At 38.4% G+C, this 16,171-nt stretch carries 10 protein-coding genes; 8 read left to right on the top strand and 2 right to left on the bottom strand.

Features of this window, described 5'->3' with window-relative positions:
- Window positions 1-28 precede the first annotated feature (28 nt).
- Together ACGHIN_RS01490 and ACGHIN_RS01495 are read right to left on the bottom strand one after the other, a co-directional pair.
- Window positions 29-445: an OsmC family protein gene (locus ACGHIN_RS01490; protein ID WP_390450244.1), complete on the bottom strand. Its 417-nt coding sequence runs from the start codon at window positions 443-445 to the stop codon at window positions 29-31.
- Window positions 446-534: 89 nt separating this feature from the next.
- Window positions 535-1,401: a helix-turn-helix domain-containing protein gene (locus tag ACGHIN_RS01495; RefSeq protein ID WP_390450245.1), complete on the bottom strand. Its 867-nt coding sequence runs from the start codon at window positions 1,399-1,401 to the stop codon at window positions 535-537.
- A 167-nt stretch (window positions 1,402-1,568) separates the two neighbouring features.
- Between ACGHIN_RS01495 and ACGHIN_RS01500 the strand changes: the two genes are divergently transcribed.
- The 8 genes from ACGHIN_RS01500 (at window position 1,569) to ACGHIN_RS01535 (ending at window position 16,149) form a co-directional block, all read left to right on the top strand.
- Window positions 1,569-2,447, top strand: coding sequence for an AraC family transcriptional regulator (locus ACGHIN_RS01500; RefSeq protein ID WP_390450246.1), 879 nt, complete (start codon window positions 1,569-1,571; stop codon window positions 2,445-2,447).
- A 430-nt stretch (window positions 2,448-2,877) separates the two neighbouring features.
- On the top strand, window positions 2,878-5,811 hold the full coding sequence (locus ACGHIN_RS01505; protein ID WP_390450247.1) for a SusC/RagA family TonB-linked outer membrane protein: 2,934 nt from the start codon (window positions 2,878-2,880) through the stop codon (window positions 5,809-5,811).
- A gap of 11 nt (window positions 5,812-5,822) precedes the next feature.
- Window positions 5,823-7,454: a SusD/RagB family nutrient-binding outer membrane lipoprotein gene (locus tag ACGHIN_RS01510; protein WP_390450248.1), complete on the top strand. Its 1,632-nt coding sequence runs from the start codon at window positions 5,823-5,825 to the stop codon at window positions 7,452-7,454.
- 117 nt (window positions 7,455-7,571) lie between these two features.
- The gene (locus ACGHIN_RS01515) at window positions 7,572-8,867 is read left to right on the top strand and encodes an MFS transporter (RefSeq protein WP_390450249.1); all 1,296 of its coding nucleotides are present in this window, start codon (window positions 7,572-7,574) and stop codon (window positions 8,865-8,867) included.
- Window positions 8,868-8,902: 35 nt separating this feature from the next.
- The gene (locus ACGHIN_RS01520; RefSeq protein WP_390450250.1) at window positions 8,903-9,874 is read left to right on the top strand and encodes a glycoside hydrolase family 130 protein; all 972 of its coding nucleotides are present in this window, start codon (window positions 8,903-8,905) and stop codon (window positions 9,872-9,874) included.
- A gap of 117 nt (window positions 9,875-9,991) precedes the next feature.
- Window positions 9,992-12,223 (top strand): GH92 family glycosyl hydrolase, encoded by a 2,232-nt coding sequence (locus ACGHIN_RS01525; protein WP_390450251.1) that lies wholly within the window; start codon window positions 9,992-9,994, stop codon window positions 12,221-12,223.
- Between the two features lie 29 nt (window positions 12,224-12,252).
- Window positions 12,253-13,680: a glycoside hydrolase family 125 protein gene (locus ACGHIN_RS01530; RefSeq protein WP_390450252.1), complete on the top strand. Its 1,428-nt coding sequence runs from the start codon at window positions 12,253-12,255 to the stop codon at window positions 13,678-13,680.
- A gap of 144 nt (window positions 13,681-13,824) precedes the next feature.
- Window positions 13,825-16,149 carry a glucosamine-6-phosphate isomerase gene (locus ACGHIN_RS01535; protein ID WP_390450253.1) on the top strand — a complete coding sequence of 775 codons (2,325 nt, stop codon included), beginning with the start codon at window positions 13,825-13,827 and terminating at the stop codon, window positions 16,147-16,149.
- Window positions 16,150-16,171 lie beyond the last annotated feature (22 nt).

Consider the following 16,171-nt stretch of genomic DNA (forward strand, 5'->3'; position numbering starts at 1 on the left):
ATGCAGCCCAGATCATTTATGAATATTATTAAGCTAAAGTAGCGTTTAAAGTGATTTCAAAATTGAAAGCGGCACTTACCGGGCATCCTTCTTCTGCGATTTTAGCATATTTCTGAAACTCTTCTTCGGTAATTCCTGGAACTTTAGCGGTTAAGGTCAGTTCAGATTTCGTGATCTTTCCGATGCTTGGATCTAAAGTGATGACGGATGTAGTCTTTAATTCTTCAGGAGTGAAACCTGCCTGTGATAATTCAGCGCTTAATTTCATCGTGAAGCATCCTGCATGAGCGGCGGCTAATAATTCTTCAGGATTAGTTCCCACTCCGTCTGCAAAACGGCTGTTGAAAGAATATTGTGTTTCGTTTAAAGTAGTGCTTTGAGTAGTTAAATGTCCGTTTCCTTCTTTGATGGTGCCGTTCCAAACGGCAGTAGCGTTACGTCTCATAATGTTTTGTTTTTTATTGTTAATGTATATTTGTTTTTGATGTTACAAAGATATATTGGTTATTGGTCAAAATAAATAGAGAAAAAGGCTTAAATGTTGTACTTTTTTCCCGATGTGTAATTTTTCTTGAAAGTGGCTGGTGTGCTTCCCGTTTTGCTGGTAAAAAGCCTGTTGAAATAAGCCGGATCTTCATAGCCTAAATCATATGCGATTTCCTTAATAGGCTTGTCCGTATAAAATAAGAGCCTTTTGGCTTCCAGTAAAATCCTGTTGATAATAAGCTGGTTGGGAGACTCAAGATTTAGATGTTTAAACTTATGGGTTAATGTTTTTGGAGCTACATGAAGCAGGTCGGCATACTCTGAAACATGATGCTTTTCTTTAAAATGAATTTCAAGATATCTGCTGAAATCCCGGAAAATGTCCAGTTCACTACCAGGAATTTTGATATGTTCATTATCAATATTTTGTTTTTTCCATTTTCTTGTAGCACGGATGATCAGTTGTTTTACATAAGTTCTTATCATTTCTTCTGCCGAAGAATCCTGCCATTCAAGTTCATACTTTATATGCCGGAAGAGATCTTTGATAATGACTGCTTCCTCGTCTTCCAGTTCCACAAAAGGGATTTCAAAAATGTTATGAAAAAGAAGCCCGTCACAAGCCACCTCTTTATCATGAATCTGGATACAGTAAAAATCGCGGTTATAAAATAGAATAACAGCTTCTTCTTTTCCTTTTGTTATCGTAAAGTTCTGATTGGTTAAGAAAAACAGGGAAGTTTTTTGAATGGTATATTGTTTAAAGTCCACAGTAAGTTCATAACCGGGAGGAAGCAGGAGTATTTTGATATAGGGACGGAATTGTTCACTGTTGATGATTTCAAGATTTTTATCAGAAAAAATTTCAAACCCCAGTTTCTTGTAATGATCTTCAAAAATAAGCGGTCGCGGCATACATTTACTTTAGCTTAAAGATACAAAAAAGCATGATTTAATATAGATTGAGATAATGCAAAAAGAAAAGTACACGGAAGCATAAAAATTCATATATTACCAGATAATATTTTTCCCTTTTTAAAAGCCTTGTATTTGAATTATAACTTAATTTTCTTCACAAAATAATGAGCAAGCTAGAAAATATTTTGAGAGAAATAACCCCGTTATCTCCCGAGGACAGTTTTCTTGTATTTGACCGGATAAAAGCATCATTTGATTTCCCGTATCATTATCATCCGGAAATTGAAATCAACTTTGTCTATAAAGGAAAGGGATACCGGAGAATGATTGGCGATCACACAGGAGAAATCGGGAATTTAGAATTGGTATTGGTGGGACCTAATTTACCGCATTGCTGGGCAAATCATAAGTGTAAAAACAGGAAAACCCATGAGATAACGGTTCAGTTTAACCAGGACTTTTTTAACCAGTCGGTTATGGAGAAAAATATTCTGAAGCCTATCAATAATCTGATAAAGGAATCCATCCGGGGAATTTTGTTTTCCCAAGAAACGGCTGAAAAACTGAAGGACTCATTCCTCAATTTATCAAAAATGAGCAGCTTTGAATCCTTTATTGAGATCATGAAAATTCTTAACGAATTAGCTACTGCCGAAAATAAAACACTTTTATCTTCTTACAGCATAGAGCTTGAAACCTTTGTGGACAATGATAAAATGAAAACCGTTCATGATTTTGTCCATAAGAATTTTGAGAATAAGATTACTCTTAATGATGCAGCTGCTCTTGTGAATATGAGCAGTGTAACGTTCAACAGGTTTATCAAGAAGAGAACCGGGAAAACGTTTGTCAATTATCTCAATGAAATAAGAATAAGCTACGCCGCGCGATGGCTGATGGAAAAGAACCTTACGGTTTCTGAAACCGCATTTGAAGCAGGGTTCAATAATATAGCCAACTTCAATAAGGTGTTCAAATCCATCAAAAAAACAACGCCTACAGAATTCAAGGAGCTTTTTAAAGGAGTGAAAAAAATAGAGTAAGGTTTTGTTAAAAATATACTTTTAGATAAGACAGTCCGGATTATAGAGATCCGGATTTTCTTTTTTTTAAATTAAAATCCACAAAAGGATAAATATATGATGCAGAAAATATAAAAAATAGTAAAAAAACATCAGTTTTTGATAAAAAATTAAATTATATATTTTCATTTAAAGTATTATAAATCAGTGGTTAATTAGTATTTTGTTAAAATACCTGAAAAAATAATATCGTTTTATGATAAAATAACATTATATCTGACTGGCTACAAAATTTAGATTTGTTAATGTGAATTAAATCTTAAGAAAACTTTAATTATTTGATGCATTTGAAACATTATGTTGAGGAAAATGAGAGAATTGTTTTTAAAAGCGGTAAAACAGTTAAAGAATAAAGTGAATTCTCAGATAACCCTTAACTAATCTAATATTTATGAGAAAAATAGTTGTACCGGTTGTATTGGCCTTTTCTGTGTCTGGATATACACAGGAAACAAAGGCTTCCGACACTGCTAAAACAACCAATATCCAAGAGGTTGTTGTCACATCCTTAGGGATAAAAAGACAAGCACGTTCACTCACTTACTCCAGCCAGCAAATCGGCGGAGATGACCTGACGGAAGTAAAAACTCCCAATCTTTTAAACTCTATCAACGGAAAGGTTTCCAACGTACAGATCAATAAAACCAACGGTGGCGTCGGAGGATCTGTAAGAGTAGTGATGAGAGGGGACAAATCTACGAGAAACAGTCAGCCGCTTTATGTGATTGACGGTATTCCGATTATTAACAATACGGGAGTTACCGGAACTGGAGGTCCGAATGTTGACTATTTTAACTCAATGCCTGATACCGGAGACGTACTGAGTACCATCAACCCGGAAGATATCGAAAGTATTAACTTTCTTAAGGGAGCATCAGCTGCCGCTTTATATGGAGCTCAGGGAAGTAACGGGGCAATCCTTATTACCACTAAAAAAGGATCTGCCGGAAGAAGCAGCCTTTCGTACAGCTCAAGTTTGACATTTGACAGAGTGTATGATCTTCCGGAACTTCAGCACAGCTATCTTCAAACCACTCCTTATGATCCGGCCAATGGGAATACGGGATCATATGACAGTTGGGGAGCAAAAGGAACATCAAAAGATTATACAAAAGATTTTTTCCAAACGGGAGTTACCTGGATCAACAGTATAAGTTTTCAGGCAGGTAATGAAAAATCCACCAGCTTTTTCTCTTTAGGAAATACGACGAATAAGGGGATTATTCCCACATCTAATTTAGATCAATACAACGTTAATTATAGAACGACAAGTAAATTTTTGGATGATAAGCTTGTTTTGGACGCGAATGTAATGGCCTCATTACAAACTTCAAAAAACAGGCTGTCGCCGGGATCTTACTTCTCACCGATTACGAACCTATATTGGCTGCCAAGAGGAGTAGATTTTGATCATTTTGCTGAAAATTATTCTTATTTTGATCAAACCAGATACCTGGATGCACAAAACTGGTGGGCGGTAAAACCCAATGGCGAATTTGCAGACAATGAAACCCAAAATCCATATTGGATACTCAATAAGAACCCTGTAATTACTAAAAATAAAAATGTATACGGTTCTGCAGCATTAAGCTATGCCATTAATAACTGGTTAACTGCAAAAGTAAGAGGGAATTATAATTATTTTAATTCCGATTCACAAAGAAATGTGGCTGCTTTTTCTCAGCCAACTGTCTTAGGAAGTAAAGACAGTAACGGGAAAATCTATAAAAATACCTTAGAAAAAACTACCATTTATGGAGATGCCTTGTTAATAGGTAATCCTAAAATCAATGATGATATCAGTTTAGACTTCACCTTAGGGGCAAGTATTTCCGATCTTAAATATAATATTGCCACAATCGAAAATAATAAGCTTTTTGTAGCTAACCTTTTTGCTCTTAATAATTTAGACTGGGGGAATGAGCAAGGGCAGGGAGTTTTTGGTAACGGAAGAAGCTATATTATCACCCATCCTCAGAGACAGGATCAGTCCGTGTTCGCAAGCGCGAGTCTTGGATATAAGAGTAAAGTATACTTGGATCTGACTTTCAGAAATGACTGGTCTTCCACATTAGCAGGAACAGGAAATAACGGGATCGATTATGAATCAATAGGTGCGAACGGAATTTTAACTGAGATTTTTGATCTTCCACAAGCGATTTCTTTTTGGAAAGTCAGAGCTTCTTATGCTACTGTAGGAAATGCCTTGGATCCGACTTCTACTATTCCGCAACCGGAATTTAATGCCGGAGTGATCACCGGATCTTATTCTTCAGCACCTGTAAGCAATGCTATGTTTAGCGATTTGTTCCCGAAACCGGAATTTAACCGGACTTTTGAAGCCGGAACAGAATTAAGAATGTTCAAGAACAGATTATCGTTTGATTTTACATTCTATAAATCAGTGGTGAGCAATCAGTATTTAAAAGGTGTGGATGCAGCAACCAACTTCGGCGTGCAATCCGGTAAGGTTGATATCAATGCCGGGAAAATTGAAAACATAGGTTTTGAATCCAGCTTGTCTTATAAAGTTTTCAATAATGGAAAATTCAGCTGGACCACAACACTTAATGCTTCATCCAATAAAAATACCATCAAAGAACTTTTACCTTTGAAATATTATCCGGATCCTGAAAAACTTTTCGTGTTAACGGGAGGAGGCTTTAATATGTTGAAGGTTGGTGGTTCATTTGGAGATCTTTATGGGACAGCATTTAAAAGAGATGCCCAAGGAAGAATCGTAGTAGATCCTAACGGAGTTCCGATTAAAGACAGCAATGAAAAGCAGTATCTTGGTAATCCTAATCCGAAATTTATGCTCGGACTGAATAATACCTTCAATATTGGGAAATTCAATGTAAGTTTCCTTGTAGACGGAAGATTCGGAGGCCAGGTTTTAGGATTCACTCAGTCGGTTAATGACGGACTGGGAGTGAGTCAGGCATCTGCCGATTCCAGAGACGCAGGCGGAGTTTCCATTGCGAATGCCGTGTATGAAAACGGTACTCCTTACACAGGATTAACGGATGCTGAAGATTATTATAAGGTTGTTGGAGGAAGAGGAGGTATCAATGAAGCTTATATTTATAAAGCCACGGCTGTAAGATTGAGACAAGCTTCCATTGCCTATACGCTTAAAACGAATTCAAAAGTATTCAGAGATGCTACATTAAGTATTATCGGAACAAACCTGTTCTTCTTCTACAAAGATGCTCCGTTTGACCCCGAACAAGTATCCGGAGTAAATCCGGGTGGAGTGGGTGTTGATATGTTCGGGATGCCGATTACCCGTTCTTTAGGTTTCTCTTTAAAAGCAAACTTCTAATTACCTGAGATATGAAAAAAATAAATTCTAAGATTATTATTTTGAGTCTTGTGGCTGCATTATTTTCAGGCAGTTGCACTGATGATTTCGAAAATATCAACTCACAATATAGCGGAGTTACGAATGAACAATTACTTGCGGATTTTGTGGTTCTTACCAATCCGTTAAAGCAAATGCAGAAAAATCTGCAAAGTCCTACCAACTGGATTTATCAGCTACAAACTAACCTTAACGCAGATATGTACAGTGGTTTGTTCAGTACAGCTACTCCTTACAATGGTGGAAAGAACAACACCACCTACTTTATTATGGATGGCTGGAATGAAAGAATCATGATGAACCAGCTGGAAGATGTGAACCAACAGTATAAAAACTTCTTCAGAGAATCTGCGGAGAAATACCCGGGAGTAGATTTTTCACAATCCAAAGCAATTCTTACGATTTTAAGAGTAATTGCTGCTCAGAAAGTCTCCGATGCGCATGGACCTGTGATCTACAGTAAATTTGAATCTCCGAATGCCAACGGAATCACAGATTTCGATTCACAGCAGGATGCTTATAACTATTTCGTTACCGATCTTAATAAGGCAATTCAGGCTTTCACCGGAACTCCAAGTATTGAAGATAAGACCGTCATCCAAAAATCTGATGTCGTTTTTTCAGGAAATACGGCAAACTGGGCAAAATTAGCCAATTCACTTAAGTTGAGGCTTGCGATGAGATTAAGCTATGCAGATCCGGCAAAATCTAAACAATATGCAGAAGAAGCTTTATCATCTTCGGTAGGTTTAATTGATGATAACTCAGAAAATGCTTTGGTAAGCTATGGCGGAGCTTCACCTCTTAATGATATTATTTATTCATGGGGAGATTGTAAAATCGGAGCACCTCTCATGGCATTTATGAACGGATTCCATGATCCTAGAATTTCTGCCTATGCTAAACCTGCTACAGATCCAGCGGCTTCTGGTCAGTATATCGGAGTGAGACTGGGGGTAGATCTTGGGGGAAGTAAAGACCGTTATGGAGACTTTTCACAACCTATCGCAGCAGCGGCAACAGGAGATTACTTCTCAGCGAGCAATGGAAAAAATAAAATATTTACCGCAGCAGAAGCATGGTTCCTAAAAGCAGAAGCAGCTATCAGAGGCTATGCCGGAGCAGGAGATGCAGAAGTCAATTACAATAAAGGAATAGAAATGTCATTTGGAGAATGGGGGAAAAGTTCAGGATATGCAGCTTATGTTGCAGATGCTACTTCCACAGAAGCACCTTATATTGATCCTAAAAATTCAGCCAATAATATACCGGTAGGAAATCCAATGCTAAGTACGATAACGATCAAATGGAATGCTGGAGATACTTTCGAAAGAAAATTGGAAAGAATCATGACCCAGAAATGGATTGCTATCTATCCGGATGGAGCAGAAGCATGGGCAGAACAGAGAAGGACAGGATATCCTATTATTTTTAAAAATATTCTGAATGACAGCCAGGGAACCATAAGTACGGATGTAATGATCAGAAGAATACCGATTCCGACCAAGTATAGAAATAACACGCTTAATTATCCTCAAGCCGTACAATATCTTGGCGGTCCGGATAACGGAGGAACCAAATTGTGGTGGGATAAAAAAATATAATTCCAACCATTATATCAGATAAACTAGAAGGAGAGAGGTTGTCTCAGATGCTCAATCACGGCATTTCATATAGTTTCTTTTTTTGAGACTTCCTCTTTCTTTTATCTTTGTACTAACATGGGAAAAAACAGTTTTGCAACGAATCGTATACGACCAATCTTATGGATTTCAACATTGTATTTTGCAATGGGAATGCCCTTTGTTACTGTAAATGCAGTTTCAGGGATCATGTATAAGGATATGGGGATATCGGATTCGAAAATTGCTTTCTGGACGGCACTTATTTTATTTTCCTGGACGCTGAAGCCTCTTTGGAGCCCTTTTCTGGAAATTTATAAAACAAAAAAATTCTTTGTCGTTTTTACCCAGTTTGCCATAGGAATTCTGTTTGCTTTGATTGCATTAAGTCTTCCTTTACCCGGATTTTTTAAGTACAGTATTGCCCTTTTCGCCGTCATCGCATTTTGCGGAGCAACCCATGATATTGCTGCGGATGGTACATACATCTACTTTTTAACTAATAAAGAACAAGCCCAATACATTGGTTGGCAAGGCGCTTTCTATAACCTGGCGAAGATTATCAGTAGTGGAATTCTGGTGTATTTCGCCGGTGTTTTAGAAAAGACAAAAGGAATTACCCAGGCATGGATGATCATCATGGGAGTATATGCACTCTTGTTTTTTGCGCTAGGTGTTTATCATTATTTCATTTTGCCGAAAGAAAATAAATCTGTACAGGAAAAATTCGAGAAAACAGCAGGAAATGTTCGTAAAGAATTATTAGAGGTCATTACTTCATTCTTTACCAAACGAAATATTGTAGGGTCCTTGTTATTTATAATTCTCTACCGTTTTGCAGAAGGATTTGCCATTAAAATTGCTCCATTATTCTTCAAAGCCCCGAGGTCTTCAGGCGGATTAGGATTATCCACATCAGATATTGGGCTTATTTATGGAACGTATGGCTCTGGTGCATTTATTTTAGGGTCTGTATTGGCGGGGTACTTTATTTCTGCCCGCGGATTGAAAAAATCATTGATATGGCTTTGTGCGGCATTCAATATTCCTTTTGTAGTGTATGCTTTGCTTGCTTACTATCAGCCGGCTAATCTGTTACCTGTAAGTATAGCCGTTATAATAGAATATTTTGGCTATGGATTTGGCTTTGTAGGATTGATTCTCTACATGATGCAGCAAATTGCTCCCGGAAAGCACAAAACAGCACATTATGCCTTTGCAACGGGGATTATGAATTTAGGAGTGATGCTTCCCGGAATGTTTAGCGGAATGATCAGCGATTGGGTGGGATATAAACTATTCTTCATCTGGGTTCTTGTAGCTACCATTCCCGCATTTATCATCACATGGTTGGTTCCTTTTCCATATCCAGAACAACAAAAAGAACAAGCTTAATCACAAATAATATAAATAAAAAGTAAAAATACTTTATGACATCTCAATCAGTAATGATCCCTTGGCAGGATCGCCCGAAAGATTGCCGCGACATCATGTGGCGATTCTCTGAAAACCCGATCATAGACAGGTACGCAATCCCTACCTCAAACAGTATTTTCAATAGTGCGGTAGTGCCTTTTGAAGACGGATTTGCAGGGGTGTTCCGTTGTGATAATAAGGCGGTACAGATGAATATCTATGCGGGCTTCAGCAAGGATGGTATCAATTGGAAGATCAATCATGATCCTATAGAAATGCAGGCTGGAAATACCGAAATGATCGAGTCTGATTACAAATATGACCCACGCGTTACCTTTATTGAAGACCGCTACTGGATCACCTGGTGTAACGGCTACAATGGTCCAACGATCGGAATTGGATATACCTTTGATTTTAAAGAGTTCTTTCAATGCGAAAATGCCTTTTTACCCTACAATAGAAACGGGGTTTTGTTCCCTGAGAAAATAGACGGTAAATATGCGATGTTAAGCAGACCGAGTGATAACGGTCACACGCCTTTCGGGGATATCTATATCAGCTATAGCCCGGATATGAAATATTGGGGAGAACACCGTTGCGTCATGAAAGTAACTCCATTTGAAGACAGTGCTTGGCAATGTACCAAAATCGGAGCCGGGCCTGTTCCCATAAAAACAAAAGAAGGGTGGCTTCTTTTTTATCATGGGGTGATCAATACCTGCAGAGGATTCAGGTATTCTATGGGAGCAGCATTGCTCGATCTTGAAGATCCTTCAAAAGTATTGTACCGTACGAAGCCGTATTTGTTAGCTCCGGCAGAAATGTATGAGCTTACAGGGGATATCCCCAATGTAATTTTCCCATGTGCGGCCATTACAGAAGGAGATAAGGTCACCGTGTATTACGGAGCAGCAGATACCGTTGTTTCTATTGCCTTTGGATATATTTCAGAGATTATAGATTTTATGAAAAAGAATTCAGTTTAAAAGAATCTGTATGAAAATCATTGTGAATTTTATTTTGATCATATTTAAAATCATCGTGATGGTTTTCATACTTTTAAGTAAACTCCTATCTTGAAGACATTTTTGAGAGATCCTATTATGAAAAAACAACTGCTTATATTTTTATGTACTCTGTTCATTCTCAATGCTTCTGCCCAACAGCGGAAGAATGATGTTCTTTCCTGGGTAGATCCGTTCATAGGAACCGGAGGACATGGCCATACCTTTCCGGGGGCAACCACACCATTCGGAATGATCCAGCTAAGCCCGGATCAGAATACCAAAAGCGGAGATTGGGACTGGTGTTCCGGATATCATTACAGCAGTAAAACCATAATGGGATTCAGTCACAACCATCTTAGCGGAACAGGTTGGGCGGATCTTGGAGATATTCTGGTAATGCCGACAACGGGGGACATAAAAATGGTTCCCGGCTCGGAAGAGAAACCGGAAACAGGATATCGTTCCAAATTCAGCCATGAAAGAGAAACTGCTTCACCGGGATATTATTCCGTGATGCTGGACAGCTATGGAATTAAGGCTGAACTAACCGCTTCTCCAAGAGTGGGATTTCATAAATATACCTTCCCGAAAAGTGAAGAATCCAATATCATTATTGATCCCACCAACAAAATATTCGGAAATATTTACCATACACTCGTAAGTATAGAAGGCAACAATACAATCAAAGGATACTGTTACAGTAACGGATGGGGCGGGAAAAGATTCGCTTACTTTGTGATGGAATTTTCAAAACCTTTTAAATCTTACGGAGTTTATGCAGAAGGAAAAATAAGAAATAATGAAAAATTTGCATTAGCCAAAGATGCTAAAGCGTTTGTGCGATTCTCTACCCAGCAGAATGAAAGTGTTGAGGTAAAGGTTTCCTTATCTCCGGTAAGTATGGAAGGAGCGCAGGAAAATTTTGATTCCGAAGCAAAAAATGTAGATTTTGCAAAGGCAAGAGAAACGGCACAAAATATATGGCGAGATCTTATCGGCAGATTTCAAGTAACGGGAGGTACAGACAATCAGAGAAAGATTTTTTACACCGGGGTTTACCATACTTTCATTGCCCCTAATCTTTATATGGATGTGAACGGAGATTATGTAGCTGCCCAAGAAAATATGAACACCAAATGGTTTACCAATTACAGTACCTACTCTTATTGGGACGGATTTCGGGCAACTCATCCATTGTTGACTATTATGGATCAGAAACACACCAAAGAATTCGCCAATTCTCTGATCAGCAGATACACCGACAGAAAAGACCACATGCCGATCTGGGAGCTTTGCGGATATGACAATTTCTGTATGCTTGGTTATCACAGTGCTTCCGTAATTTGGGATGCCATTTCCAAAGGCGTACCAGGAATTGATCCTGAAAAAGCATTTGCAGCCATGAAAGATGCTTCCTTAACGGATAAGATGAGCAGTAGTGACGGTGGAGGCGGCCTTAATGATTATATTAAGCTTGGATATACTCCGTCAGAAAACGGAGCTTCAGTTTCTGCAACCCTGGAATATGCTTATGACGACTGGTGTATTCAGCAATTAGCGGAAAAATTGGGTAAAAAAGAAGAAGCGGAAGTGTATAAAAAACGGTCAATGAGTTTCTTGAATACATTCAATAAGCAGAACAATCATTTCTGGCCTAGACAGAAAAACGGAGAATTTATCCCTGATTTTGCTTTGAATGACTGGAAAAAACTACAGCCTCACTGGGTTTCAGGAAATATCTGGGCGTATGACTTTTTTGTTCCCCATCAGATCGAGGAGATGATCAATTTATACGGCGGAAAGAAAGGGTTTGAAGAAAAACTGGACAAAACATTTACCGAAGAGCTTACAATGGAAGGCGAACAGCACGTTGATATTTCAGGCTTTATCGGGTCTTTAGGATTTGGAGATGAGCCGGGGCATCACGTTCCATACCTTTATAACTATGCAGGAGCTCCCTACAAAACCCAGAAAATGGTAAAATACATCCGCGACAATATGTACGCTGCAAAACCAGATGGAATTGTCAACAATGAAGATTGCGGACAAATGTCGGCCTGGTATATTTTCTCTTCATTAGGATTTTACCCTGTAACACCGGGAAAACCAGTGTATGCAATCGGGGCGCCGCAATTCCCGAAAGCATCCTTACAATTGGAAAACGGAAAAACCTTCACGGTAATAGCAGATAAAATATCCGATAAGAATATCTATGTTCAGAAAATGTTTTTGAACGGAAAAGAATTCAAAAGCTGGGAACTGAACCACAGCGATATCATGAATGGCGGTGAGCTTAGATTTGTAATGGGAAGCAAGCCTGTAAAATAATTAATAAAAAATAACGAAATAAAGTATCAATGGAAAGGAGAAAGTTTATAAAGACAAGTGCACTCGCAGGAGCAGGATTACTGTTTACGCAGAACGTTTTTGCCAAAAGCTTAAGCATTGAAGAATTTCCCATAGTCCGTGTACCTAAAAATAAAAGACACTTTACCAGTGAAGCGGTGGAAAATGCGATCGCCGCCTTTAAAAAGAAAGTGAAAAATAAAGAACTGGCCTGGCTTTTTGAAAATTGCTTTCCGAATACATTAGATACTACCGTTTTTTATAAAGAAATTAATGGAGATCCGGATACGTATGTGATTACCGGAGATATAGATGCGATGTGGCTTCGTGACAGTTCCGCACAGGTTTTTCCTTATCTGCAGTTTTCAAAGAAAGACGAAAAGCTTCACAAACTTATTTCGGGCGTTATTCATAAACAAACAGAATTTATTCTTAAAGATCCCTATGCTAATGCATTCTATAATGACGTAAATAAAGTAAGCGAATGGAAAGAACATGATCATACAGATATGAAACCGGGTACCCATGAAAGAAAATGGGAAATAGATTCCCTGTGTTATCCTATCCGTTTGGCATATCATTTCTGGAAAACAACAGGAGATACAAAACCTTTTGACAACAAATGGTTACAGGGAATAAAACTTACTCTACAGACTTTCATAGAACAGCAGAGAAAAACCAATTTAGGACCCTATAAATTTGAACGTACAACATCCTGGGCTACAGACGGAATTCCGATGGGAGGATATGGCTATCCTACAAAACCTGTAGGGCTCATCAATTCAATGTTCCGTCCAAGTGATGATGCTACTATTTATGCATTTTTGATACCGTCTAATTTATTTGCCGTAGTAAGTTTGCGACAGGCAGCAGAAATGGTTTCACAGATCAAAAATGAAAAAACATTAGCACAGCAGCTGAACAATCTTGCGGATGAGGTAGATGCCGCCATTAAAAAATACGGGATCTATGACCATCCTGAATATGGGAGAATATATGCTTTTGAAACCAATGGATTTGGAAGTTATAATTTAATGGATGATGCCAATTGTCCAAGCTTATTAGGGTTACCTTATCTCGATGCTGTAAAATCCGATGATCCGGTATATCTCAATACCAGAAAATATGTGTGGTCAAAAGATAATCCATTCTTTTTCAAAGGTAAATTAGCAGAAGGGATCGGAGGTCCTCATATCGGTCTTGATATGATCTGGCCGATGAGCATCATTATGAAAGCCCTTACTTCCAAAGATAAAAAAGAGATCCGATGGTGCATAGAAACCTTACAGAAAACCCACGGTGGTACAGGTTTCATGCATGAGTCCTTCCACAAGGACGACGACAAGAAATTTACCAGAGCATGGTTTGCATGGGCAAATACACTGTTCGGGGAGCTACTATGGAAAACCTTTAACGAAAATCAGGATTTATTGACGTAAACAGATAAATAACATTCCGTTTTCTTTTTTTGAATGATAACATTGGCAAAGCTTGTTCAGGCATTGCTCATGGGAACGTTGGCTCAAAAACGAGCATACTTTTTCTTTTTCAAACAGAACAATACAGTTAAAAACTCTTGAAAAATGGGAAACAGTGATCATTTTACCCCGGTAGAAAAATCATTTTTAAATGATTCTTTGAGAAACAATACGGTGAATGTACCCTATATTGTGGTGGACAATTTTCCTAATCTGGGAATGCTTACGGCGTTCCGCTTTCTGGAATGGGTAAGTGAAAACCCGGACGGAGTGATCAGCCTTCCCACAGGAAAAACACCGGAATATTTTATTTTCTGGACCAAACATATCCTTGAAAACTGGGATCAGGAAAATATTGTTGAGCTTAGAAAAAAACACCATTTGGTTTTCAACGAAAAACCATCACTGGCTGATCTTCATTTCGTTCAGATTGATGAATTTTATCCCATAGATTCATCACAGGCCAACAGCTTTTATCATTATGTAAACAAATACTATATTGAAGGATTTGGCTTGAAACCGGAAAATGCATTGTTGATTAATTGTAATGAAATTCCTTTGGCTTCTGGTAAAAGCATTCACGAAGTTTTCCCGGATCATAAAGTGAATCTTGAGCTGAGATATCGTGAAGCTCAAAACCCTTTGGAAGAATTACAAAAAGAATCTATTTTCCTTATTGATAACTGGTGTTCAGACTATGAACAAAAAATCCGCAAATTGGGCGGGATTGGTTTTTTCCTGGGCGGGATCGGCCCGGACGGACATATCGCATTCAACATTAAAGGGTCTGATCCTTATTCCACTACACGGTTAACCTCCACCAATTTCGAAACACAAGCTGTTGCCGCCGGAGATCTTGGAGGAATTGAAATTTCACGGGAACGATTGGTCATTACGATTGGTCTGGAAACCATCATTTATAATAAAAATGCAGTAGCCATCATCTTTGCAGCGGGAGAAGCAAAGGCTCCTATGGTAAAAAATGCACTCGAGCTTCCGCCTTCCAATCTGTATCCTGCAACAGTTCTCACTCATCTTCCGAATGGCAGATTTTATCTTACAGCAGGTGCAGCAAGCTTATTGAAAGACTCCATTGATGAATATTATCATTCAGGAGACTGGTCTCAGGAAAAAACAGATAAGGCAGTGATGAGCCTGACTGAAAAGCTGAATAAGTATGCAGAACACATTACATTAGATGACCTTAGGTCAGATGAGTATACCCGATTGATTCCGGATCTCAATGAAAATACGGTTCAATCAGTTATTCATTCTATTAAAAATAAAATACAAAAAGGAACAGACAAGCTTGGAAATGAAACGTTCTACCACACAGGTCCCCATCATGATGATATTTCTTTAGGGCTTTTGCCTTACATTCATTATCAATCAAGAGACGAAACTAATATATCTCATTATTCGGTTCTTACTTCAGGATTTACGGCTGTTACCAATAAATTTTTAGTGAAAATCCTGAATGATACCCTTTCTTTTATAAAAAAGGGCGAAATAGAAATGCTTCAGTACCCGGATTTTTTTGAAGCCGGGTATAAAAATAAAAGAAACAAGGATGTTTATCATTACCTGATTCATATTGCCTCCGGGAATGCAGATGAAAAATCACGAGCTGTTTCCCACAGAATGGTAAGGAATATCGTTGAGCTTTGGGATCTGAAAACTCAATCGGAGCTGGAAGAAAAGATCAGTGAAATTATCACAACTATTGGTTCCAGCTATGACGGACAAAATCCGGCACCCAAAATTCAGATATTGAAAGGAATGATCCGTGAATATGAAGAAGAATTGGTCTGGGCACATTTCGGGGTACGGACAAAGAATGTTCACCACCTCAGACTTGGATTTTATACCGGAGCCATTTTCACGGAAAAACCCAACAGGGAAAGAGATGTTATTCCCATCCTTCAGCAGCTCAGAGACATCAATCCAACTGTAATAAGCTTAGCGTTTGATCCTGAAGGAAGCGGTCCGGATACTCATTATAAAGTTTTACAAGCCATTGCAGAAGCTGTAAGAGAATGGAGTAAGGAAAAAGATCTTTCTCAGCTTAAAATTTGGGGCTATAGAAACGTCTGGTATCAGTTCCATGCAGCGGATGTTACCCATATCTTCCCGGTATCGCTCAATGCCATGAATACAATGGATGAAAGTTTTACCAACAGCTATCTGAGCCAGGTTGAAGCCTCTTTTCCGAGTTACCGGTACAATGGGAAATTCAGCAGTCTTTCCATACAAACCTGGGTGGAACAATTAAAAGCTGTCCAACTTGTTCTGGGGAAACCCTACTTCTATGATAACGAAAGCCCGAGATTAAGGGCTACACACGGGCTCCTTTTCTTCAAAGAAATGAATGTGGAGGAATTTTTACGATCTGCACGAGAACTGGAAAAATCAACGGAAGGAGTACTGTGATCTCATTGAAATTTTTGTTTTA

The sequence above is a fragment of the Chryseobacterium barbadense genome (assembly GCF_042849955.1).
Classification (GTDB): Bacteria; Bacteroidota; Bacteroidia; order Flavobacteriales; family Weeksellaceae; genus Chryseobacterium.

Excerpts from the sequence above, each read along its gene's own strand:
- ACGHIN_RS01525 (WP_390450251.1), top strand. The coding sequence starts at position 9,992 with ATGAAAAAACAACTGCTTATATTTTTATGTACTCTGTTCATTCTCAAT.
- ACGHIN_RS01530 (WP_390450252.1), top strand. The coding sequence starts at position 12,253 with ATGGAAAGGAGAAAGTTTATAAAGACAAGTGCACTCGCAGGAGCAGGA.
- ACGHIN_RS01490 (WP_390450244.1), bottom strand. The coding sequence starts at position 445 with ATGAGACGTAACGCTACTGCCGTTTGGAACGGCACCATCAAAGAAGGA.
- ACGHIN_RS01500 (WP_390450246.1), top strand. The coding sequence starts at position 1,569 with ATGAGCAAGCTAGAAAATATTTTGAGAGAAATAACCCCGTTATCTCCC.
- ACGHIN_RS01510 (WP_390450248.1), top strand. The coding sequence starts at position 5,823 with ATGAAAAAAATAAATTCTAAGATTATTATTTTGAGTCTTGTGGCTGCA.
- ACGHIN_RS01515 (WP_390450249.1), top strand. The coding sequence starts at position 7,572 with ATGGGAAAAAACAGTTTTGCAACGAATCGTATACGACCAATCTTATGG.
- ACGHIN_RS01520 (WP_390450250.1), top strand. The coding sequence starts at position 8,903 with ATGACATCTCAATCAGTAATGATCCCTTGGCAGGATCGCCCGAAAGAT.
- ACGHIN_RS01535 (WP_390450253.1), top strand. The coding sequence starts at position 13,825 with ATGGGAAACAGTGATCATTTTACCCCGGTAGAAAAATCATTTTTAAAT.
- ACGHIN_RS01505 (WP_390450247.1), top strand. The coding sequence starts at position 2,878 with ATGAGAAAAATAGTTGTACCGGTTGTATTGGCCTTTTCTGTGTCTGGA.
- ACGHIN_RS01495 (WP_390450245.1), bottom strand. The coding sequence starts at position 1,401 with ATGCCGCGACCGCTTATTTTTGAAGATCATTACAAGAAACTGGGGTTT.